At 42.7% G+C, this 21,808-nt stretch carries 21 protein-coding genes; 9 read left to right on the top strand and 12 right to left on the bottom strand.

Features of this window, described 5'->3' with window-relative positions; genetic code table 11:
* Positions 1-16: 16 nt before the first annotated feature.
* Complete coding sequence (locus Q6344_05225; GenBank protein WLG14739.1) at positions 17-358, top strand: RidA family protein; 342 nt, start codon at positions 17-19, stop codon at positions 356-358.
* A 623-nt stretch (positions 359-981) separates the two neighbouring features.
* On the opposite strand, the gene Q6344_05230 is transcribed toward Q6344_05225, so the two are convergent.
* Together Q6344_05230 and Q6344_05235 are read right to left on the bottom strand one after the other, a co-directional pair.
* Entirely contained in the window at positions 982-1,794 is an 813-nt protein-coding gene (locus Q6344_05230; GenBank protein ID WLG14740.1) for an enoyl-CoA hydratase, read from the bottom strand.
* Between the two features lie 202 nt (positions 1,795-1,996).
* Positions 1,997-2,497 (bottom strand): lactoylglutathione lyase family protein, encoded by a 501-nt coding sequence (locus tag Q6344_05235; GenBank protein WLG14741.1) that lies wholly within the window; start codon positions 2,495-2,497, stop codon positions 1,997-1,999.
* A gap of 107 nt (positions 2,498-2,604) precedes the next feature.
* On the opposite strand from Q6344_05235, the gene Q6344_05240 reads away from it, so the two are divergent.
* Entirely contained in the window at positions 2,605-3,474 is an 870-nt protein-coding gene (locus Q6344_05240) for a LysR family transcriptional regulator (protein WLG14742.1), read from the top strand.
* 188 nt (positions 3,475-3,662) lie between these two features.
* A complete protein-coding gene (locus tag Q6344_05245; GenBank protein ID WLG14743.1) occupies positions 3,663-4,559 on the top strand; it encodes a tetratricopeptide repeat protein in 897 nt (298 codons plus the stop codon).
* Between the two features lie 39 nt (positions 4,560-4,598).
* Here Q6344_05245 and Q6344_05250 read toward each other — a convergent pair whose 3' ends face one another.
* Positions 4,599-5,735: a glycerate kinase gene (locus Q6344_05250; protein WLG14744.1), complete on the bottom strand. Its 1,137-nt coding sequence runs from the start codon at positions 5,733-5,735 to the stop codon at positions 4,599-4,601.
* Between the two features lie 20 nt (positions 5,736-5,755).
* A complete protein-coding gene (locus tag Q6344_05255) occupies positions 5,756-7,114 on the bottom strand; it encodes a GntP family permease (GenBank protein WLG14745.1) in 1,359 nt (452 codons plus the stop codon).
* A gap of 226 nt (positions 7,115-7,340) precedes the next feature.
* Here Q6344_05255 and cobT point away from each other — a divergent pair, with 226 nt between their 5' ends.
* The 3 genes from cobT to Q6344_05270 are packed head-to-tail and all read left to right on the top strand — an operon-like array spanning position 7,341 to position 9,857.
* On the top strand, positions 7,341-8,393 hold the full coding sequence (cobT, locus tag Q6344_05260) for a nicotinate-nucleotide--dimethylbenzimidazole phosphoribosyltransferase (GenBank protein ID WLG14746.1): 1,053 nt from the start codon (positions 7,341-7,343) through the stop codon (positions 8,391-8,393).
* Positions 8,393-9,268 carry an adenosylcobinamide-GDP ribazoletransferase gene (gene cobS, locus Q6344_05265; protein ID WLG14747.1) on the top strand — a complete coding sequence of 292 codons (876 nt, stop codon included), beginning with the start codon at positions 8,393-8,395 and terminating at the stop codon, positions 9,266-9,268. The genes cobT and cobS overlap by 1 nt, the downstream gene beginning before the upstream one ends.
* Before the next feature lie 37 nt (positions 9,269-9,305).
* Entirely contained in the window at positions 9,306-9,857 is a 552-nt protein-coding gene (locus tag Q6344_05270) for a histidine phosphatase family protein (GenBank protein ID WLG14748.1), read from the top strand.
* 77 nt (positions 9,858-9,934) lie between these two features.
* Here the strand turns inward: Q6344_05270 and Q6344_05275 are convergent, their stop codons facing one another.
* The 6 genes from Q6344_05275 to ppsA form a co-directional block, all read right to left on the bottom strand.
* On the bottom strand, positions 9,935-10,183 hold the full coding sequence (locus Q6344_05275; protein WLG14749.1) for a hypothetical protein: 249 nt from the start codon (positions 10,181-10,183) through the stop codon (positions 9,935-9,937).
* 270 nt (positions 10,184-10,453) lie between these two features.
* Positions 10,454-10,963: a 50S ribosomal protein L9 gene (rplI, locus tag Q6344_05280; GenBank protein WLG14750.1), complete on the bottom strand. Its 510-nt coding sequence runs from the start codon at positions 10,961-10,963 to the stop codon at positions 10,454-10,456.
* A 26-nt stretch (positions 10,964-10,989) separates the two neighbouring features.
* On the bottom strand, positions 10,990-11,220 hold the full coding sequence (gene rpsR / locus Q6344_05285) for a 30S ribosomal protein S18 (protein WLG14751.1): 231 nt from the start codon (positions 11,218-11,220) through the stop codon (positions 10,990-10,992).
* Between the two features lie 16 nt (positions 11,221-11,236).
* Positions 11,237-11,641 (bottom strand): 30S ribosomal protein S6, encoded by a 405-nt coding sequence (gene rpsF, locus Q6344_05290; GenBank protein ID WLG14752.1) that lies wholly within the window; start codon positions 11,639-11,641, stop codon positions 11,237-11,239.
* Positions 11,642-11,921: 280 nt separating this feature from the next.
* Positions 11,922-12,917 (bottom strand): RDD family protein, encoded by a 996-nt coding sequence (locus Q6344_05295; protein WLG14753.1) that lies wholly within the window; start codon positions 12,915-12,917, stop codon positions 11,922-11,924.
* A 129-nt stretch (positions 12,918-13,046) separates the two neighbouring features.
* A complete protein-coding gene (ppsA, locus tag Q6344_05300) occupies positions 13,047-15,431 on the bottom strand; it encodes a phosphoenolpyruvate synthase (protein ID WLG14754.1) in 2,385 nt (794 codons plus the stop codon).
* 595 nt (positions 15,432-16,026) lie between these two features.
* On the opposite strand from ppsA, the gene Q6344_05305 reads away from it, so the two are divergent.
* The 3 genes from Q6344_05305 (at position 16,027) to sthA (ending at position 19,146) form a co-directional block, all read left to right on the top strand.
* Positions 16,027-16,923, top strand: a complete 897-nt coding sequence (locus Q6344_05305; protein ID WLG14755.1) for a pyruvate, water dikinase regulatory protein — start codon at positions 16,027-16,029, stop codon at positions 16,921-16,923.
* Between the two features lie 87 nt (positions 16,924-17,010).
* Positions 17,011-17,415: a hypothetical protein gene (locus tag Q6344_05310; GenBank protein WLG14756.1), complete on the top strand. Its 405-nt coding sequence runs from the start codon at positions 17,011-17,013 to the stop codon at positions 17,413-17,415.
* A gap of 81 nt (positions 17,416-17,496) precedes the next feature.
* On the top strand, positions 17,497-19,146 hold the full coding sequence (gene sthA / locus Q6344_05315) for a Si-specific NAD(P)(+) transhydrogenase (GenBank protein ID WLG14757.1): 1,650 nt from the start codon (positions 17,497-17,499) through the stop codon (positions 19,144-19,146).
* A gap of 129 nt (positions 19,147-19,275) precedes the next feature.
* On the opposite strand, the gene Q6344_05320 is transcribed toward sthA, so the two are convergent.
* Positions 19,276-20,478: an ABC transporter permease gene (locus Q6344_05320; protein ID WLG14758.1), complete on the bottom strand. Its 1,203-nt coding sequence runs from the start codon at positions 20,476-20,478 to the stop codon at positions 19,276-19,278.
* The gene (locus Q6344_05325; GenBank protein ID WLG14759.1) at positions 20,478-21,806 is read right to left on the bottom strand and encodes an ABC transporter permease; all 1,329 of its coding nucleotides are present in this window, start codon (positions 21,804-21,806) and stop codon (positions 20,478-20,480) included. Before Q6344_05325 ends, Q6344_05320 begins: the two co-directional genes overlap by 1 nt.
* Between the last annotated feature and the right edge of the window lie 2 nt (positions 21,807-21,808).

The raw sequence follows: 21,808 nt of genomic DNA on the forward strand, positions 1-21,808 counted from the left end.
ATTGAAGGTATATAACATGATAAAGAAGCTGCATAGCAATCAACGTATGAGCAAAACTGTAATCCATAATCAGACTATTTATTTATGTGGTCAGGTAGGTAATGCAGAAGACGATATCAAAGCGCAAACATTGACTTGTCTAGAAAAGATTCAAACGTTATTAGAAGAAGTGGGTAGCGATAAATCAAAACTACTGTCAGTAACGGTTTGGATAAAAGACATGGCAGACTTTGCTGCTATGAATGAAGTTTATGACCAGTGGTTTGAAGGCATTCAGCCGCCAGCTCGTGCTTGTGGCGAGTCTGCATTGGCACGTCCTGAGCTGTTGGTTGAGATGATTGCCATCGCCGCTGAGTAAGTAACAGATTGATTGTAGTAGTTGTTTAAAAAAGGCCATGATATCGCTATCATGGCCTTTTTTTGTTTTCCTGTTTTCTCATAGATTGGTTGTGAATATGTTTTTATAAGCGATCAAAGTAGATTAAGCTATATTTATTCAACTTATGTTTTATAATATTATGTTTTTCTCACGTTACCTGTTATTATACGCCAGCAACAGTTCTGAGATAATAAACAGCCTCTCAAAACCATCATTTTTTAGCATTGATGGCTAAGCAAACTGCTGGTAGTTATATTTTCAATGTCTTTTTAAATTAATAATAGTTTGTTTCTTATTGAACATTTTGAGGAAATTCACGTGGAATTCATAGGTGTTATTTTACTTGTCATCGCAAGCATCATGTGCATTATTTATAGCATTAAGTTAATTATTATAGCCTTCCAAGAGTCGGTGCTCTGGGGGCTGTTATATCTATTTCTTCCATTTGCCAATTTATACTTTATTATCACTCGCTGGGCAGAGTGCAGTTCACCATTTTTGAGATCACTCATAGCCGTTGCATTTATGATTGTGGGCGCTTTGATGGCTTCATAATAATAGCAACGTCATCTTTTTTTAGTCAGAGTATTTTCGTCAAACAGTTAGCATCCTTTCCATACCGCTTGGCGCTTTTCAACAAAGGCGTCAATACCTTCACTCACATCGCCTGCCATCATATTACAAGTCATCACTTCACTGGCATAGTCATAAGCATCTTCGACGCTCATATTCAATTGCTTATAAAACATATCTTTGCCAGTTCTTACCGCTACTGGAGATTTGGTAGTAATCGCCGTTATCAACGATTGCAAGACTTGTTCTAATTGCTCTGATGGTGCAACTCGATTAATCAATCCATATTGTAGGGCGGTATGTGCATCGATAAACTCACCAGTAATCAGCATCTCAAACGCTTGCTTACGAGGTAGATTGCGACTGACGGCTACAGCAGGTGTGGAGCAAAAAAGCCCAACGTTTATCCCTGAAGTGGCAAATTTGGCTTCATCAGCGGCAACGGCTAAATCACAGGCAGCGACCAGTTGGCACCCTGCTGCTGTCGCGATGCCCTGCACTTTTGCAATCACGACTTGTGGCATACGGTTAATAGTGAGCATCATGTGACTGCATTGTTGGAATAGGGCGCGCTGAAAGGCTTCATCTGAATGTGCGCGCATCTCTTTTAGATTGTGACCGGCACAAAACGCTTTACCATTTGCTGCAATGACGACTACATGGATATTGTCATCTTGAGCGATACTGTCCAGTTCCGATTGTAGCGCAGAGAGTAGCTCAACGGATAAGGCATTGAATTGCTTTGGTCGGTTTAAGGTGAGAGTGACCACACCACTTTTTCTATCGTCTTTTCTAATAACGGGAAAGTCGTCCATGTCTAAGGCAACGTCAGAGTTTGTCATTTATCATCCTTGATAATGGGTTGTTTCATTTGGTAGATGCTATGTATAGCTACCTAAATAGTAGCATGGCTTACCTCTTATATAATAGGTTGCTCATGTAGAAAGCAGACAAATAAAAATAGCGATCTCATATTCTGAGGTCGCTATTTGTTTATCAGTCAGATACAAGTCAAGGCTGTATTAAGCTGTATTTACACTGAACTTAGTATGCGCCTTCGCTATAAATAAGCTCGTAGCTGTGGCTGTATATCTCGACGATATTGCCAAACGGGTCTTCCATATAGATCATGCGGTAAGGCTTTTCACCAGGGTAATAATAGCGTGGTTTTTCCATACGCTTTTTACCGCCTGCTGCAACGATGCGCTCAGCCAACTCTTCAACATTTGGATCTTGAACACAAAAGTGAAAGATACCTGTTTTCCAATATTCAAAGTTATTTTCAAGGTTTTCTTGATTTTTAAATTCAAAAATCTCAACACCGATACGGTCACCAGTAGATAGGTGAGCAATACGGAAACTGCCCCAACCTGAACCGAATACTTCAGTACACATCTCACCAATCGGGCTATTATCTTCAACAATCTCTGTTGGCTCCATGATGGTGTACCAACCCATTACTTCAGTATAAAATTTTACGGCGGCTTCTAGGTCGGGAACTGAAAGGCCGATGTGCGAAAAACTCCTTGGATAAACGTTGTTCATAGCTTTTGCTCCTGTTAGTTGTACTCTTATTTAACATGAGGCCAGTATACAAACATACGATTATTATATAAAATTATCAAATATTATATAAATAATTATGTATCGTAATGATAAATATCACATGGTTGCGCACTTTTTGTGCGCTTGCCGAGTTCGGGCACTTTACTCGTACGGCTGAACGCTTACACATGACCCAATCTGGTGTGAGTCAGCATATACGTAAGCTAGAAGATCAGTTGGACACAGACTTACTGATTCGTCAAGGAAAGCAGTTTTCACTGACCAATGCAGGTGAACAGCTCTATAAAGAAGCAGGGGAGATATTGCAGCGCTTATCAAATCTGGAGCAGCGCATCGGTGAAGATCCTCATTATGAAGGGTTGGTACGTTTGATGTCGCCTGGTAGTGTGGGACTCAAGCTATATCCGCAGCTTTTGACACTACAGCAGCAGCATTCAAAACTAGTGATTGATTATCGCTTTGCACCCAATGCTGATATAGAGCGGGCACTTGCCAATCATGAGATTGACATTGGTTTTATGACGGATGTCTCAGATGAGGAGACAGTCAGTTGTAAGTCTATGGCTCAAGAAGCGCTAATATTAGTGACACCTGCAACTACGGTAGAGCCGAGCTGGGAGTATCTCACCGAGCTTGGTTTTATTGATCATCCAGATGGTGCACACCATGCAGGTATGCTGCTAAGCGCTAATTATCCTGAATTCCAGCACATCAATGACTTTGAGAAAAAAGGCTTTTCTAATCAGATTGGTTTAATTTTAGAGCCAGTCAGTAGGGGTATAGGCTTTACGGTGCTACCTGCACATGCAGTGGCTGCTTATCCAAAGCCTGAGCTTATTAAGAGCCATCATCTGCCTGTTGCAGTTAGCGAGACGCTATATCTTGCAGTAAGACGACGGCATACACTCTCTAATAGAATGCATACTGTCATTGATGAAGTAACGAAATGGCTATAGCATTAATACATGAATAATTAGCCTTACATTTTGTTTGTAATACAGTTTGGCTAGCAACAGTATCTATATATGAACGTTAAACACGCCATAATTTATTTAGATATATTTTCGATTTATGCTACATCTATGGACTAATAATGAATATACAGCTATTAAAAAAGACATGCTTTAATATTGTAATGATTTATATGATAGCTGGACTACCAATACCTGCTATTGCCGAAGATTCAGTGTTGATAAGTGATTTGGCTACTATTGAGTCGCTAGCACGGCAAGGAAATGCTATTGCTCAGTATAATTTGGGTGTTATGTATGCAGCAGGTTCAGATGTTGAGCAAGATAATGTCAAAGCTTTTGAGTGGTTGAATAAATCTGCCAGTCAAGGATTAGCTGAAGCGCAATATAATATCGGTGTTATGTACAATCAAGGTATAGCTGTACCACAAAGCCATGAAAAAGCCTTTACCTACTATAGCAATTCTGCTAAACAAGGCTATAGCAGAGCGCAATATAATCTTGGTAATCTTTACTCTAAAGGTGAAGGTGTCGTTCAAAACGATATCAGCGCCCTTGAACATTGGCAACAGGCAGCTGAGCAAAATAACAAGTTAGCACAGTTTAATTTAGGCATTGCTTATGCCGATGCGAAAGGTGTCCCTAAAGATAATATAGCAGCGTTTAAATGGTACAAAAAATCTGCTGAACAAGGCGTTGCTGGTGCTCAATTTAATTTAGGTGTTCTGTATCAGCAGGGTCAAGGGGTTTCTAAAAATAACGCAAAAGCGGCTGAATGGTTCGAAAAAGCAGCTAAGCAAGGCATGGCAGAAGCTCAGTTTAACCTTGGTTTTATGTATTATAAAGGCGAGGGTGTAAAATTAGACTATAGCAAAGCAGCGCATTGGTTTGAAAGCTATAGTCAGCTAGGATATCAAGACGTGCAAAACGAATTAGCAAAAATTTATATTCTAAGTGATGGTGTCTATGGCGATAGAGTAGGTGGGTTAGCAGGGTTAAAGCGTATCTGTGACACTGGCATCCAGAAATATTGTGATATGTATACAGAATGGAGCCAAAAAACAGATTAAATGGTTTGGCTCTGTTCTGCTTTAAAATGATAAAAACATCTATCTCATATTCATACCTAAGCGCATAGCCGCAGCGATATTGACAGCCGTGGTTTCAATATTGTCATAAGCCTGACTCAGTACGTTTTCGATGGTATCTACTTTTTGAATACTGGGCATGATGACCTCGAACTGGCTAGTTTGCGCAGGTTTGAGTCCGTCAACACTGCCGCAGATAGCAATGACCGGCGTATGGCTGGCTTTGGCAAGCTGACTGATGCCACCTGCAACTTTACCCATGGCTGTCTGCGCATCAAGCTTACCTTCGCCAGTGATAACGAGATCAGCCTCTGCGATATGCTGCGATAAATGAGCCACCTCAGCAACTGTGTCAAAGCCTGATTTTAGCTGAGCTTGAAAGAACGTCATCATCGCGTAGCCAAGACCACCAGCTGCTCCAGCGCCTTCGACATGTTGGCAGTCCTCATAACCGTGATGACCGCACATGGTGGCAAAGTGACTGAGTGCTTTATCTAAAGCTTTTACTTGCTCTGGACAAGCGCCTTTTTGTGGACCAAATACTGCGCTCGCACCCAAAAGACCACATAATGGATTGGTCACATCACAAGCGACTTCAAATACTGTGTCTAATACCTTTGCATGAAGATTTATATTATCAAGCCTATGTAGGCTGGCAAGTGCACCACCACCATGAGTGAGTAGAGTGTTATCGATATCGTGAAATGTGATGCCTAATGCCATTAGCATGCCAAGACCTGCATCATTGGTTGCGCTACCACCTAGACCAATCACGATACGTTTAGCCCCTTCTTCTAACGCATCAGCAATCAGCTCGCCGACACCGTAACTGCTAGCAATGACAGGATTGCGTTCATCGCTTGTCAGTAGATGTAATCCGCACGCTTGAGCAACTTCGATGACAGCCGTAGCGTCGGGCAATAACAAATACTTTGCCGTTATCGATCTCATGAGTGGGTCGTGTACCACCACTTCTTTCCAGCGTCCGCCTAATACATAAGACAATACCGCAGAGGTGCCTTCACCGCCATCTGCCATCGGCAATAACGTATAGTCAGCGTTTGGAAACACCTGACTAAAACCAGACTGAATGGCGCGGCAAACATCCAGTGCTTCTAAGCTTTCTTTAAATGAGTCGGGAGCAATTAAAATTTTCATGAATGTCTCTTTGAATCTCTTTAAATAAATACCAAGGTTAATAACCAGATAAAGACGATGCTAGTCACGCCTTGAATACCCGTTGCCATAGAATGGGCTTTGTAAGCCTGCGCCACACTCATACGACTAAACTGACTGACAATCCAAAAAAAGCTGTCATTGGCGTGCGAGATAGTCATGGCACCTGCACCAATGGCCATCACACAAAATACGCGACCAAGCTCACTGTCGAGACCAATTTGATCCAATAACGGGGCGATCATCGCAGAGGTGGTGACCAAGGCGACTGTGGTTGAGCCTTGTGCCGTTTTTAACGCAGCAGAGACAATGAATGGCATAAAAATACCAAGCCCTAACGCAGACAATGTCGTACCTAAATAGTCGCCAATCGGTGTGACCTTTAGCATGGCACCAAATGCACCGCCTGCGCCAGTAATCAATAGGATAGGGGCTGCCACAACCAAACCTTGAGAGATGCTGTCGCTAATTTGCTGTGTTTTTTGCTCAGTGTTAATTAGTAAGAAAGACAAGAATAAACCAATCAGTAATGCCGTGAGTGGATTGCCGATGAACACTAAAATATCTGTCAACGTGCCACTGCCAAATGGTGCACTTGGGAAGTTAGCAACAGACGATAAGCAAATCAATAGGATAGGGACAATAATAGGCAAAAACGCCATTGTTGCTGACGGCATGCTGCTATAGTCGTCGCGTGTCTTCATGTTTTCAGGCAAAGTCGCTGCTGGCGCGTCCAGTGCGTCGATATTGTCGGGAGCGACATTTAAGAATCGATTAGACCACCACCAGCCAGCCAGTACAGCAACCGCTGTCACCACCACACCGACCATAATAACCAAGCCTAAATTGGACTCTAACCCTAAGTTACCTGCTGCGGCAATTGGACCTGGGGTTGGTGGTACAAAGGTATGGGTTGCGTATAAGCCTGTCGCTAAGGCAATGCTCATCGCCACACTGGACACGTGTAAACGCTCGGCCAATGTTTCTTTCAATGAGTTTAAAATAATGTAGCCAGAGTCACAGAATACTGGCACTGAAACCACAGCACCAACGATAGACATGGTCAAAGTAGGGAAGCGTGGTCCCAAAACTTTGATGACCGTTTCTGCCATTACAATGGCGGCACCTGTTTTTTCAAGGATTAGCCCTATGATAGTACCGAAGACAATAACCAGACCGATGTAACCTAAAATACCGCCAAAGCCATCCGAGATGGTTTTAGCAACAGTATTAAGCGGCACTTGGTAAAATAGCGCTACTAAAAAGGCTGATAATATCAATACTAAAAAAGGATGCCACTTTAACTTTGCTGTGGCAAAAATAATAAAAAGAATGGTCAGCACAAGCCAAAATACGATCATTACTGTCTCTACATGTAGGGTTGATAGCGATAATTGTGGATGCTGCTACTGAGCTATTATTTCATTAATAGCAGCATCAATAGGTATATGGATTTTTAAAGGGGCATATTCTATAGTAAATCCAAGCTGCTAGGGAATCTATTCGGCTCATATTTGATTTTATTCATGGTAAAGCTTAGATACTCTGCTAGTATGTGCTTTTTGCTTCACACGTACCATTATCAGGATGCCTACCTTGACCATATTTACCGCGCCTACTATAGCCAATATAGAAAATGATGAATTACGTCTGCAGCTACAGCAGATTATAGACCTAAAAACCAAGCCGCTGGGCGCGCTTGGGCGAATAGAGGCACTCGCTGTGCAGTTGGGCATGATTCAAGGAACGATCACACCGCATATTGAGCAAGCGCAAATACGAGTGTTTGCGGCAGACCATGGTTTAACTAAGCATGGTACATCAGCGTTTCCTAGTGCTGTCACTGCGCAAATGGTTCATAACTTTTTGCAAGGCGGTGCCGCCATCAACGTACTGGCACGCCAGCATAATATTGAGTTAAAGGTTGTTGACGCTGGGGTGGATGCCGACTTTGCTCCTCATCCAAAATTGCTGGATTACAAGGTTCGTCATGGTAGTCGTGATGCGCTAACAGAGCCTGCGATGACAGAAACAGAGTGTTTAGCAGCGCTAGAAAACGGCATGAAAGTCGTCAAGAATCTAGCGGGCAATCTGTTGATTGTTGGTGAAATGGGCATAGGTAATACTTCAGCAGCGAGTCTTTTGCTCGCAAGACTGGGCGACTTGTCTATTGCTGATTGTATCGGTCGCGGTACAGGACTTGATGATGCAGGATTAAAGCATAAGACGGATATTTTGACGCAAGTATTAGAGCGTCATCAACAGGCACAAGCACCGTTTGATGTACTCGCTGCATTGGGCGGGCTTGAGATTGCTATGATGGCGGGTGCGCTGATTCAGGCTGCTAGTGAACGGCGTATTCTCCTGATTGATGGTTTTATTGCCAGTAGCGCATTATTGGTGGCTGAACGCCTAGCGCCCGGTGTTGCTCAATACGCGGTCTTTGCTCATCATTCTGTTGAGCCGGGGCACGCGCATTTATTGAAATCACTAAATGCTGAGCCTTTACTTAATATGGGCATGCGCTTAGGCGAGGGTAGCGGGGCTGCGCTCGCGTATCCATTGTTGCAATCCGCTTGCGCCATTATCAATGAGATGGCAAGTTTTAGTGACGCCGGTATCAGTGAGCAAAACAACTGATGTCACAATCATTAAACAAACCATCAAATCAGCTAGAGCCATCAAAACCGTCTTTGCCTAGACGAACCCTTGTTCAATTGATAAAGCATGAATGGATCTTGTTACTGGTCGCCGTTCAATTTTTAACAAGATTACCAGTACCGCCATTTAAACATTATGATCCGCAATGGTTGCATCAGAGTAGCCGCCATTTCCCCGCAGTCGGTTTACTGGTTGGCTTACTCTGTGCTGGCGTGTTTTGGCTGGGCAGTCTGTTATTTACGCCCCTAGTTGCTGCAGTGCTGAGCACAGCTTTTGGAATTAAGCTCACTGGCGCTTTTCATGAAGATGGTCTTGCGGATAGCTGTGATGGTCTAGGCGGTGGTCTGACTCGCGAGCGCACACTGACTATTATGAAAGACTCACGCCTAGGTACTTATGGTGTATTAGGTTTGGTGTCGGCGCTATTACTCAAAATTAGCTTACTTGCCTCGATGCCCATACCGATAGCTGTCATCGCGCTTATCATAGGACATACCGCGTCGCGTTTACTTTGCATTAGCCTGCTGTCTTTACTGCCTTATGGTGGAGAGATAGAACACGCAAAAGCCAAACCGATGGCGCAGCAGTTGACGCCAATACAAGGGCTATATAGCAGTGGCTGGCTAATATTGGCTATTATTTTAGTCGCCCTTATATTTCCCAATACGATGCAGCAGATTGGGCTTGCTCAATGGTTGTTAGCATTTATATTGGCGCTGATAGCCACTGACTACATGCGACGTTTATTGCGCAGGCGCTTGGATGGTTACACGGGCGATGGGCTCGGCGCGACGCAGCAGCTTAGTGAAATTGCTATTTATATCGGACTGGCTGCTTCTATACCGTTTATCTGATATAAAAATGATGCTCAAAATAGGATAGTAACAGCAAATGATTTTTCATATTTGGCGTCATCCCAAACCGATGAATACTGAAGGAATTTGTATTGGACAAACTGATGTCGGCGTCGATAAACGTAAGTTGAAACGTCTTGCCAATAAAATCGAGCGCTTTGTGCGTTTGCATCAATTGCCAAAAACAATTTGGGTCAGCCCCTTACAACGTTCACTAAAAGTCGGGCAAATATTAGCGCAACGTGGTTTTGAGTGTCGAGTCGCACCTGAATTGGCTGAGATTAATTTTGGCGAATGGGATGGATGTCGGTGGGCGCAAATCACCAAGCAAGAGATTGATGAGTGGTGTCATAATTTTGCACATTTTGCCCCCAGTCATGGAGAGAGCTTGCAGCAGCTATTTGAGCGTGTTGAAGGTTGGTTGGTTAAGATTTCAGCTGAACAAGAAGATAGCCCAGTATTAGTCATCGGTCATACAGGCTGGATAAATGCAGCCAAGATAATAGCTGCTGACCAAGAAGTGCCGAAAACAGCCGCTGAGTGGCCGCGCTCTGTCGCATATCTATCCTGTAATCGTATTGATATTTAATTAAAAAAACGGCCATTATGTTGACCGTTTTTAAATTTTGAATGCTTTTGAGTGCTTTTGAATAATTTAGGAGGCTGCTAGCTTTCAGCTTGTAGCTCATCGATTTTTTCAAAGTAGGCTCTCTCGTTTTCTGCTAATCCTAGGTTTGAATCAAAGCTCACATAAATGCCTCTATCATCCAGTGTTGCATACCAGTGGTCTGCATCATTATCAGTTAGGATTTGAAAGTATTTATTATTAACGATTCTACCCACCTTATAAATTTCACCTTCGCTATAAAAGTGATTGCCTTGGGTACATCGTAATTTGTCGTCAGTATTTATCATGTCATTGCAGCCTATCGTTATCTAAATAAAATCTATCAATCAAATACAACGAGCATATCAAGTCAGGTGACAATAATAAAGATGACTTTATAGGTAGTATCTTATTGTTAAGTATAGGCTTTCCAAGCTATTTATTACAAATAGTTGCTAGAATATATCACTGTTCAAGATACCTGATAAAATCTTAAATTAAACGCGATAGCAAAACGCAAAAAAGCCAGCAACATGACGTTACTGGCTTTTTTAGACTAGATCTAGATATTCAAAAAATTACTCTTCTGAATAATCTTCGTTCTCGTCTTCAACTTCTGTTGCTGACTCTTCGTTGTCGCCATCTTCAGAAAGAATGGTAACTAGAATAGTAGCGGTAACGTCATGATGTAGCTGAATATCAACATTGTATTCGCCAACTTGACGTAAAGTGCCTTCAGGAAGCTTGATTTCAGCACGGTCTACTTCTAGACCTGAGTTAGTCAATGCTTCAGCAATATCGCGAGTACCGATAGAGCCGAATAGCTTGCCTTCGTCGCCTGATTTAGCACGCATGATGACATTAACGTCAGTTAGCGCATCAGCACGTTCTTGAGCAACAGCTACTTCTTTCGCTTCTTCAGCTTCAAGCTCGGCACGACGTGCTTCGAACTTTTCAATGTTAGCTGCAGTAGCAGGTAGTGCTTTACCCAAAGGGATAAGAAAGTTACGTCCGTAACCTGGTTTCACATCGACAGTTTCACCGAGTTTACCAAGGTTGACGATACGCTGTAACAAAATAATTTGCATGAGTCATTCCTAGTTAAAATTAACGGTTAACCCTGATGGTTATCAGTGTATGGAAGTAGCGATAAATAACGAGCTTGCTTGATAGCAGTAGCTAGTTGACGCTGATATTTAGTAGATGTACCGGTAATGCGGCTTGGTACGATTTTACCATTATCACTGATGTACTGTTTTAGCAATTCAACATCTTTATAATCGATGTGAGTGATGCCTTCAGCAGTGAAACGGCAGAATTTGCGACGGCGATAGAAACGTGCCATGAGTATTCTCCTTTAATTAGTCTTCACTGTTGTCGTTGTCGTCATTATCGTTTTCACGACTGTCTGGACGACGAGTAGTTGCTTTGCGTGCGCGTTTTTCATCGGCATTCTTGGCTAACTGCGACTCTTCAGTGACAGCGTCGTCACGGCGCATAACTAGACTACGAATGATCGCGTCGTTATAACGGAATAATTCTTCAAGTTCAGCTAAAGTTTCACCGTCAGTTTCAATGTTGAAAAGAACGTAATGAGCTTTGTGAATCTTGTTGATTGGATATGCCAATTGACGGCGGCCCCAATCTTCTAAACGATGAATAACACCGTTGTTGTCTTGAACTAACTTGATGTAGCGCTCAACCATGCCGACCACTTGGTCGCTTTGGTCTGGGTGTACAAGTAACACCAGTTCGTAATGTCGCATTATGACTCCTTACGGATTAGTAGCTATTAACCCTATGTTAATAGCAAGGAGATTTATAAGGTAAGCCCGATTTCTAGCTATTATTATAAAAAATAATAAGAAATAAGCTTAGTTTATAAAGCGCCGTATTATAACAGTACTCGGCAACTAACACAAAGGTTAATCACTGAGCCACCGTTAATAAATTATAACAATAATTAAAAATGCTCGGTTCATAAAAAAGCAGCGATATCGCGCTGCTTTTTTATCAAAATAATAAGATGGATTGTTAATAAACAAGCTATTTTATTTTTGGTTCTTTCACTAACTGACTGCTATCTGCTTTTACCACTAAGGTTTTGGCCAACTTGTCATGCCAACCGATATTTTCAGGGCTTTTCGATGCCATGTAATAATGAATAGCAATAATCACGAACCCTAAGAAGCTGGTAAACGAGAACAATAAGTTATAAATAATAAACAATAACAAAGTACGCACACCAATAAGCTTGGTAAAAGAGGGCAACCGATGGGTGGTTTGATCCACCACGCGAATACCCGTAATCAGCTTACCGAGTGACTGACCACGCAGTGTGATAAATACCAATTGCAGCGCAAACAAGCCAAATACCATCACTTGCGACATCATCAATGTGCTACTAGGAAGACTCTCCATCAGTGTCATTGAATACTGATAAGCCGCATCCATGTCTTGGATATTTTGGAATTTGGTATAATCCACGTCCATTTTTGTCAATGCCATCACTAGCGGAAAAATAGCCAGTAGATAGAGTAGTCCATTGATGGCTGTTGCTAATACTCGCGACATAATCGGTGCAAGTACCACATTGCCGACGACTTTGTCTTTGCTCGACGCAGCCTGATTGCTATTAGCCTTGTTTAGTGACACATTATTGTGCGGTGTGTGCTGACGATTGGTGGTCATGTCAGCTTTCACATTTTTATCCGTGTCTTTCGGACGTTCAGGCTTGCCATACAATCTATCTAATGAAACTGATTTGCTATCCGAGCTATTTCTAGCGTTGTCTTCAGGAAAAACAGTTACATTATTGATAATAGAGTCATTAACCTTAGGCTTGCCAAAGTTGGTAGGTCGATAAACCGTTTGATTATTGGTCAAGTTACCGACACGCTGCCATTGGTCTAAGCCTTCATGCCACATCAAATCATCCAGCAGTACTTCACCAGATGCCAACATGATATTCAGCTGCTCCAAATTGTAAGGACCAGCTTGTACGTTATTTCGAGCAAGGAAAATCTGCATAATTGCCTGCATAGTTAGTCATATCTTAAGTCACTATATATGATACATAATATTAGGGTCTATTTAATATTTTTCAAATAGACCCTAATCATTGTTTCTTTAATGACTGTGTGAATTACTGCTGTGACTGAACGTTACGGCTTACTTCGCTTCTTCACCAGCTAAGAAGAACCAAGTATCTAGTACAGAATCAGGGTTCAACGACACTGAGCTGATACCTTGTTCCATCAGCCAGAACGCAAGATCTGGATGGTCTGATGGACCCTGACCACAGATGCCGACATATTTGTTTGCTTTACGGCACGCATCAATCGCCATGGTCAATAGCTTCTTAACCGCAGGATCACGCTCATCAAATAGATGTGAGACGATACCTGAGTCACGGTCAAGACCAAGTGTCAACTGAGTCAAATCGTTAGAGCCGATTGAGAAACCATCGAAATGCTCTAGGAATTCATCTGCCAATAGGGCGTTGGTTGGTAGCTCACACATCATGATAACGCGTAAACCGTTTTCGCCACGTTTTAGACCGTTTTTCTCAAGTAATTCGATGACTTCTTTGGCTTCGCCAACGGTACGAACGAATGGAATCATAATCTCGACGTTGGTCAAGCCCATCTCATCACGTACGCGTTTTAGTGCTTTACACTCAAGCTCAAAGCAGTCACGGAAGTTGTCAGACACATAACGACTGGCACCGCGGAAACCAAGCATTGGGTTTTCTTCTGATGGCTCGTATAATTTACCACCAAGCAAGTTAGCATATTCGTTTGATTTAAAATCTGACATACGAACGATAACTGGCTGATCCATAAAGGCAACGGCTAGCGTTGAGATACCTTCGACCAACTTATCCACGTAGAAATCTACCGGTGACGCATAACCAGCAATACGCTCTTGGATGGCTTGGGCAATTTCGCGTGGTAAGCTGTTCATGTTCAGTAGTGCTTTTGGATGCACGCCAATCATACGGTTGATGATGAATTCTAAACGCGCAAGACCAATACCTTCATTTGGCATTTGCGTGAATGAGAAGGCACGATCTGGATTACCAACGTTCATCATTACTTTGAAGGCAAGCTCTGGCATAGACTCAACAGAGTTGGTCTGTACTTCAAAGTCGATTTGGCTTTCATAAATGAAGCCAGTATCACCTTCGGCACAAGAAGCAGTGACGTCTTGACCATCAACCAATAGCTCAGTCGCATTACCACAACCAACAATGGCTGGAACACCTAGTTCACGAGCAATAATCGCTGCGTGACACGTACGACCACCACGGTTAGTGATGATAGCAGAAGCACGCTTCATGACTGGTTCCCAATCCGGATCCGTCATGTCTGATACTAATACATCGCCTTCCTGTACTTTGTCCATCTCATTTAAGTTGCTAACGATACGGACTTTACCTGAACCGATACGCTGACCGATTGAACGACCTTCACACAATACTTTAGCGTTAGTCGTGTCGATGATATAACGTTCCATAACATTGCTGTCTTGGCGGCTCTTAACCGTTTCTGGACGCGCCTGAACGATGAAGATTTCGTTGGTATCGCCGTCTTTTGCCCACTCGATATCCATCGCTTGGCCATAATGCTTTTCGATTGTTACGGCTTGTTTAGCAAGAGAGGTTAGCTCTTCAGTTGATAATGAGAACTGCATACGATCTTGCTTTTCAACATCGACAGTTTTTACTGATTTAGTGGTGCTACCTTCATCACCATAAACCATTTTCTTATGCTTGCTGCCTAGGTTACGGCGAATCACCGATGGTTTGCCATTGGCTAGTAATTGCTTAGAAATATAGAATTCATCTGGGTTAACCGCACCCTGTACAACCATTTCACCTAGACCATAGCTTGAGGTGATAAAGACCACTTGATCAAAACCGCTTTCGGTATCTAGCGTGAACATCACACCCGCCGCGCCAGTTTCTGAACGTACCATACGCTGTACAGCAGCAGATAATGCAACGCCTTCATGCTCAAAACCTTTGTGTACACGATAAGAGATGGCACGGTCGTTATAAAGAGATGCAAATACTTCTTTAATTGCAATTAGGACGTTATCAATGCCGCGAATGTTTAGGAATGTCTCTTGCTGACCCGCAAATGAGGCATCTGGCAAATCTTCAGCAGTAGCAGAAGAACGCACAGCAACCGCGATGTCTTCGCCGCCGCTCATCGTTTCAAACGATTGACGTACTTCTTGCTCAAGATCACTTGGCAGCTCTTGCTCAATAATCCAAGTACGAATCTTTTTACCCGTTTCTGCAAGTTTTTTGACATCATCAACATCTAACGTTTTTAGTTCGTTGTTGATTTTGTCAAGCAAGCCAGTTTCGTTCAAAAAACGGTTGAATGCATTTGAAGTGGTGGCAAAGCCGCCTGGTACACTAACACCCAAATCAGACAAATGGCTGATCATTTCACCTAATGAGGCGTTCTTGCCGCCGACCATTTCAATGTCGTCTTTTCCTAGCTGATCAAGATTAATTACAAGTGCTGTAGATTGCGCTGCCATGATAACTCCAGAAAATAAGGTTATTTAGTAAAGATTATAACGGTGAATTATACCGCTATATTTGGAGAATTTCGAGGGGTTGAACCAATATTTTTGTCAAAAAGATACAAATTGTGGGCTTTGCTACATAATTAGTAGAAGGTTATTCATTTTTCTATTTTTGAGATGACGTAAAAATGCGAGTAAAGATCACTCTAATTATCAAGATATGTTTATAAATCGGTTGATAAATAGGGGATTTAAAATAAATAACAGAAGAGCTTTAGGATATTCTTATAATATTTGCCTTTTATATATAGCAGGTAATGCTGCGCTAGTATGAGTAACCAGTCAGCACAATAATGGTTATTAATCGGCATGATAAGATTAAGGGCACTGTGGCTTTCTAAGTGTACGCCTGTAACATTGATTTCTATTAGGCCGCTATTATGCGTATAATGTAGAGCATAAATAGTAGCGGTTTATCCTGATATAAATGTGCAATATTAGCGCTTATACAAAACGAAAATTACGTCTGAAAATCAAGTCTAAAGCCGATCAAAAATAAAAGCCAAATGAAGATTACCATTGTGTTTTCAATCGAGGTGCCAACGTTATGTACTCAAGTAATCCAGCTGAACAACTGAATCCCACTATTCAAAATTGCAACGCATTAAACTTAGACAGCTCTCAAGCCGTTCGAACCGCGTTTTTTATCTCAGATGGCACAGCGATTACGGCGGAGACGCTTGGCCGCGCTATCTTGAGTCAGTTTGCTTCAGTACCTTTTGAAACACGAGTGTTGCCATATGTTGATAGCTTAGAGCGTGCAGAAGACGCCGTTGAGCAAATTAACATGGCGTATCAACGAGATGGTTTGTTGCCATTGGTCTTTGATACGATTGTTAACCCTGATATTCGTGAAAAGATCAATTCTGCCCAAAGCTGTAACTTGGATATGTATGAGGGTTTGATAGGTCGCGTCGCTGAAGAAACAGGTGTAGAGCCTGACGGACATTCGGGTCATGCACACGACGATGTGGATTCTGAGACTTACAAAGAACGTATCGACGCGGTGCATTTCGCTTTAGACAATGATGATGGTGCGCGTACGCGTCATTACGATGCGGCCGATATTATTTTGGTGGGCGTATCACGTTCAGGCAAAACACCGACTTCTTTATACTTAGCCTTACAGTTCGGTATTCGAGCAGCAAATTATCCTTTGACCGAAGATGACTTGTACGATAATCAATTACCAAAAGCATTGCGCGAGCACAAAGACAAGCTGTTTGGTCTATTGATCGATACCGATCGTTTGGTGAAAATCCGTCAAGAGCGCCGTGCGGGCAGTCGTTATTCGAGCTATCAGCAATGTCAGCAAGAGCAACGGGCGATACAAGGGATTTATATCACGCATGGTATTCCAAGCCTTGATGTCTCTGAGATGTCTGTTGAAGAAATCGCTACGCGCATCTTGCAGATGACGGGTCTCAAACGCCGTATCGGCTAATAAAATATGAAAAGAACCAGTATTTAAAGCATCACTATTATTAATAATCATCATTTAATACCATCTCATTATCACATAGAGAATATTATGAGTTCATCTTATAAGTCTAGCAAGACCCCTTTATTATTGGCCAGCTTGCTGAGTGCGGTCAGTTTACTGAGTGCTTGCCAAACGTCACCTTTTTCACGTGAGCCAGTGCCTGAGCCACGTTATATCCCAACCATTGTATTGGGTGAAGCGCAAACGCTAACAATCATGCCCAATCGTGTGGCCTGCGCCTCGGCATTACCGATGCAGTGTTTACTGGCCAAATCAAGCAAAGATGGCAGCGTGTTTCAGGTACCTTATGATTGGATTGATGACTTTAAACCAAGCCTTGGCACAGAATATGTGATTAGTGCGCGTCCGCAGATTGACGAGGGTCAGAAAATCGCGACTGGGCATTGGACACTGCAAAATATTGTGTCACAACGTATGGTGGGCACGCCTTAGTCGTGTGGTTTTGACTCAAGCAATTGTTGATTCATACACAGTCTAAAAATCAAATAAATAAGTAAATGTAAAGAGGACACGATGGGAATTAAAAAACCAAGCGACGCGACCAATGATATTGGTAAAGACATTCATACTGAAGTATCGAATAAAGAAAGCGGTCGCGTGCCGAATCCTGAGCATACTGAAGGCAAAAATAAAAAACAAAATATTGAACAAACCCATGAGCAGGTCACTGATGATGTCATGCACCATCCTGATCTTATTAATCCGCTCGATGATACGCGAATCGATATCAAGTCTGGTTATACGAAAGATTCACGTCGCTTAAAAGGCGATAATCACGAGTATGAGTATGATGCGGTCGTTTTAGGAGCAGGTCCTGCTGGCGAAGCGGCAGCTATGAAACTGACTAAATCTGGCAAAAAAGTGGTGGTCATTGATCCACGTGATCAGGTAGGTGGTAACTCTACCCATGTGGGTACGATTCCAAGTAAAGCACTGCGCCAATCGGTATTTAACCTCATTAACTTTCGCCGTGATCCTATGTTTACCAAGGCGATGGAGTACAAGCAAGTTCCTCTAAATAGAGTGCTTGCCAATGCTCGAAAAGTCATTCGCAATCAGGTTAGTACGCACACACGATTCTATGAACGCAATCGCATTGAAGTGATTCAAGGTTGGGCAAGTTTCATTGATGCTCATACTTTGCGTGTTGAAACCGATGACAATGTCTTTGAAACCATTACCTTTAATAAAGCCATCGTAACGGTTGGTAGTCGTCCTTATCGCCCTGAAATTTTAGACTTTAACCATCCGCGCGTTTTTGATTCTGATAAAATTTTGCAAATGGATTATGTGGTCAAAAAAATTATCATCTATGGGGCGGGCGTGATTGGTTGTGAATATGCCTCTATCTTTACAGGTCTTGGTTATAAGGTTGATTTGATTAATAACCAAAATCAATTGCTCAGTTATCTCGATAGCGAGATTAGCGATGCTATCGCGCATGACTTTAGACAATTTGGCGTATTGATTCGTAGTAATGAAGAGATTGATCATCTTGAAACGCATGACGATTATGTCGTCTTGCATCTAAAGAGTGGTAAGCGCATCAAATCTGATGCCATTCTTTGGTCAAATGGGCGCTCAGGTAATACGGAAGGTTTAAACTTAGAAGCGATTGGTCTAAAAGCAAACAGCCGTGGTCAATTAAAAGTTGATGATACCTATTGTACTGAAATCGAAAATATCTATGCGGCAGGCGATGTGATTGGTTGGCCATCTTTGGCTTCTGCCGCTTATGACCAAGGACGCTGTGCGGCGGCCTTTATGGTTGGTGATAGCGATGCGGAACCAGTGTCAAGCGTGCCAACTGGTATCTATACGATTCCTGAAATTTCTTGTATCGGTAAAACTGAGCAAGAGCTAACCGACGAAAAAGTCCCATACGAAGTGGGTCAAGCATTCTTCAAGCATTTGGCACGAGCACAAATCATTGGTGAACGCTCAGGTGTCCTAAAGATTTTGTTCCATCGTGATACGTTGGAGATTTTAGGAATCCATTGCTACGGTAACCATGCATCAGAGATTATCCATATTGGTCAAGCCGTGATGAAGTGTAAGAGTAATAATACACTTGAGTACTTTGTGAATACTACTTTTAACTATCCAACGATGGCAGAAGCGTATCGCGTGGCGGCACTAAATGGTCTTAATCGTGTTTTTTAAGTGATAGAATATTGAAACGTTATAAATAAAAAAGCGTCTGCTATGTTAGCAGGCGCTTTTTTTGATTCAGGATTATTGATTTGGCTTTTATTGATGGCAGTCGCTAATGACATGCAATCGTCTTTTGCTTTAGGACACTGTTTTAAGTGCTTTATTCGCATCATGCCAGCGCACCCACATAAGTAGCGCAAAGTAAAACACCCATAAGGCGGCTAGTGCATAAAATCCAGTAGAAACTTGGGAGATACTAGCTCCCATTTGATTAAGCTGAACGGAGGTGTTGATACCCGGTGTCGTGGGTACGAACCAACGTATGATTTGTAAAACTGTGGGCAGCTGATCTGCTGGCCACGGATAACCACTGACAAAAAACATCGGTAGTGAGCTAAAAATTAGGATTTGCATACTACGTTCGCGCTGGCGAAACCAGAGTCCAAGCACGCAACCAAGTGTCGCCACGGTTGGACAAAATAACAAAAGGAACAGTAAACTGCCAAGCATGTTTTGCCCGCGCGGATAGTGGTGTAGCTCAAATGTCCAGCCATAATAAAAGCAGCCAATAATGAAGCTAAACATACTGAGCGCAGCAATTCGCCCAAGCCAACCACGGATACTCGTCGCATGTCGCCGCTGCTCATACCATGTACCAATTAGCATCGCTGTGGCGATTAATAAGGTTTGTTGCAAAATTAGAATAGAGACCGCTGGCACCACGTAAGCGCCATAACCTTCCGTTTGATTGTATAAAGGGATAATTACTAATGGCACCGCTTGAGTATTAGCAGCCGCTGTTGCTGAATAAGCACCTTGTGCCACATTTTTTTTGACTTCAATCCCTGCTGATACCGTACTGACTGCTTTCAAAAACCCCATCTGTACGTTTTTATTTAACAGAAAGTAGCCGCCATTACCCAATACGCTGACGTTCGCCGCTTTTCCCGATAGTACTTGCTGCTCAAGCCCACTTGGAATGACCATGTACCCAGCGATTTCATCTGACCACATGGCCTCTTTAGCCTGCTGCTCGTTGAGAAAAAGCTGTGTGTCTAACTGCGGACTGGCACTCGCATAGCGAACGATGGTTCGTGTTAGATTACTATTGTCGTTATCAATGATACCAACAGGTACATGGTTGACCACTTCTGTCGAATACGGCCAAGGATAAAAAAAACCATAAATAATAGGGGCAATCAGTAAGAGTAATAGCACACCTTTATCAGAAAAGATGTCCTTAATGGTCTGTAAAAAACTACCTAAGAAACTTGGTGTTGAAGACTGCTTGGTTGAATCTGACGTTGTCGAAGATAAATGGTCTTTTGGTGGTAATGACATTAGCGCGCCCCCCAACGTTCAGGATGCGCCAGCGCGCGTTTGGTTAATAAAGTAGTCAGGGTCATCGCAATCGTCGTGGCAATAGCCAGACCATAGACGATCGGTAATGACACAGCAACAGGCGCTTGCATCTGTAATTGTGCAATGTGCAGCTTTAGATAGTGAGTGAGTGGCAGTGCATCTGACCAATGCCGAGCACTGTCACTGATAGCAATATAAGGAAAAGTCACACCAGCAAAGGCATAAGAAGGTGCTGAAATAAAACCAGTAGCAGACAAGCCCATGCGTAATGAAAATGAGCCTAAGGTAAAGATAGCACCCAGCCAAAACGATAGCATTATTAATAATATCAAACCAGCATAAGTTGCAAGCACTGAGCTCATGGCAACAGATTCTTGCGGCGTGGCAAGCCATAGAGCCAAAATCGCCCAAATGCTAAAGGCCAATGTCGGCCAAAAGTATTTGCCCAACAGACCAAACAATAATACTAAAACGTTTGCCCTTTCCATCATATCTTCATTCGCATGGCTAGAGACAGAGATTTGATCATTTTTGCTCAAGTATTGGTTGTTTTCTACGGCATTTAATATTTGCCCTGATGTTGACTCGTTTTGCGTGGTTCGCGTCAAATCAGGATGACCTGTACTGATAAAGCGATACCAGTGGCCTAGTCGTTTATCCCGCAGCTCACGACCAATCGTCGTTGCACCGATCACCATTGCTAAAATATGCAGCAGCGCGGGTATGACGGTTGAAGCCAAAAACTGCTGATAATCAGTGGCTGCGTTAAACAGGCTGATACGCTGTATGCCAATCGGTGAGTAAGCAATCGCAGCTTGCGACGGTGCCATGCCTTGTTTGACTAAACGTTGTATCTCAACGCCTGCCGATAACGTCCCAGCGACCGCTTGAACGCTGGTTTGGATAATGCCCGAATGTGTGCCGTACTGAGCATTTACTTGTAAAATCAATGGAGCAGGCTTACCAGATAAAATATGCCGAGAAAAATCTTCAGGGATAATGACAATAGCGTAAATATCACGCTGCAAAATAGCCGCTTTTGCCTCAGCCTCTGAGTAATAAAGCTGTTTAACCGTTAGAGTAGGGCTGGCTTCCAAATAGCGTACCGCGGTATTGGCAATCGTGCTATTGTCTTGGTCTATCACCCCAATGGGCAAATCCGTAATCTGTGTTTGTGAAAATATCCACCAAATCAGTAAAACGGTTGCCAGTGGTATCCAGACCACCATACTAAAGTCCCACGGATTTTTGGTCAAAAACCGTCGCTCATAGGCAGCACTACGTAAAAAAGCCTTACTTAACTTCATCG

This window comes from Psychrobacter cibarius (assembly GCA_030686115.1).
GTDB classification, from domain to species: domain Bacteria; phylum Pseudomonadota; class Gammaproteobacteria; order Pseudomonadales; family Moraxellaceae; genus Psychrobacter; species Psychrobacter cibarius_C.

Coding starts and splice junctions, on each gene's coding strand:
- Q6344_05225 (WLG14739.1), top strand. CDS start 17: ATGATAAAGAAGCTGCATAGCAATCAACGTATGAGCAAAACTGTAATC.
- Q6344_05230 (WLG14740.1), bottom strand. CDS start 1,794: ATGACAAACTCTGACGTTGCCTTAGACATGGACGACTTTCCCGTTATT.
- Q6344_05235 (WLG14741.1), bottom strand. CDS start 2,497: ATGAACAACGTTTATCCAAGGAGTTTTTCGCACATCGGCCTTTCAGTT.
- Q6344_05240 (WLG14742.1), top strand. CDS start 2,605: ATGATAAATATCACATGGTTGCGCACTTTTTGTGCGCTTGCCGAGTTC.
- Q6344_05245 (WLG14743.1), top strand. CDS start 3,663: ATGATAGCTGGACTACCAATACCTGCTATTGCCGAAGATTCAGTGTTG.
- Q6344_05250 (WLG14744.1), bottom strand. CDS start 5,735: ATGAAAATTTTAATTGCTCCCGACTCATTTAAAGAAAGCTTAGAAGCA.
- Q6344_05255 (WLG14745.1), bottom strand. CDS start 7,114: ATGATCGTATTTTGGCTTGTGCTGACCATTCTTTTTATTATTTTTGCC.
- cobT (WLG14746.1), top strand. CDS start 7,341: ATGCCTACCTTGACCATATTTACCGCGCCTACTATAGCCAATATAGAA.
- cobS (WLG14747.1), top strand. CDS start 8,393: ATGTCACAATCATTAAACAAACCATCAAATCAGCTAGAGCCATCAAAA.
- Q6344_05270 (WLG14748.1), top strand. CDS start 9,306: ATGATTTTTCATATTTGGCGTCATCCCAAACCGATGAATACTGAAGGA.
- Q6344_05275 (WLG14749.1), bottom strand. CDS start 10,183: ATGATAAATACTGACGACAAATTACGATGTACCCAAGGCAATCACTTT.
- rplI (WLG14750.1), bottom strand. CDS start 10,963: ATGCAAATTATTTTGTTACAGCGTATCGTCAACCTTGGTAAACTCGGT.
- rpsR (WLG14751.1), bottom strand. CDS start 11,220: ATGGCACGTTTCTATCGCCGTCGCAAATTCTGCCGTTTCACTGCTGAA.
- rpsF (WLG14752.1), bottom strand. CDS start 11,641: ATGCGACATTACGAACTGGTGTTACTTGTACACCCAGACCAAAGCGAC.
- Q6344_05295 (WLG14753.1), bottom strand. CDS start 12,917: ATGCAGGCAATTATGCAGATTTTCCTTGCTCGAAATAACGTACAAGCT.
- ppsA (WLG14754.1), bottom strand. CDS start 15,431: ATGGCAGCGCAATCTACAGCACTTGTAATTAATCTTGATCAGCTAGGA.
- Q6344_05305 (WLG14755.1), top strand. CDS start 16,027: ATGTACTCAAGTAATCCAGCTGAACAACTGAATCCCACTATTCAAAAT.
- Q6344_05310 (WLG14756.1), top strand. CDS start 17,011: ATGAGTTCATCTTATAAGTCTAGCAAGACCCCTTTATTATTGGCCAGC.
- sthA (WLG14757.1), top strand. CDS start 17,497: ATGGGAATTAAAAAACCAAGCGACGCGACCAATGATATTGGTAAAGAC.
- Q6344_05320 (WLG14758.1), bottom strand. CDS start 20,478: ATGTCATTACCACCAAAAGACCATTTATCTTCGACAACGTCAGATTCA.
- Q6344_05325 (WLG14759.1), bottom strand. CDS start 21,806: ATGAAGTTAAGTAAGGCTTTTTTACGTAGTGCTGCCTATGAGCGACGG.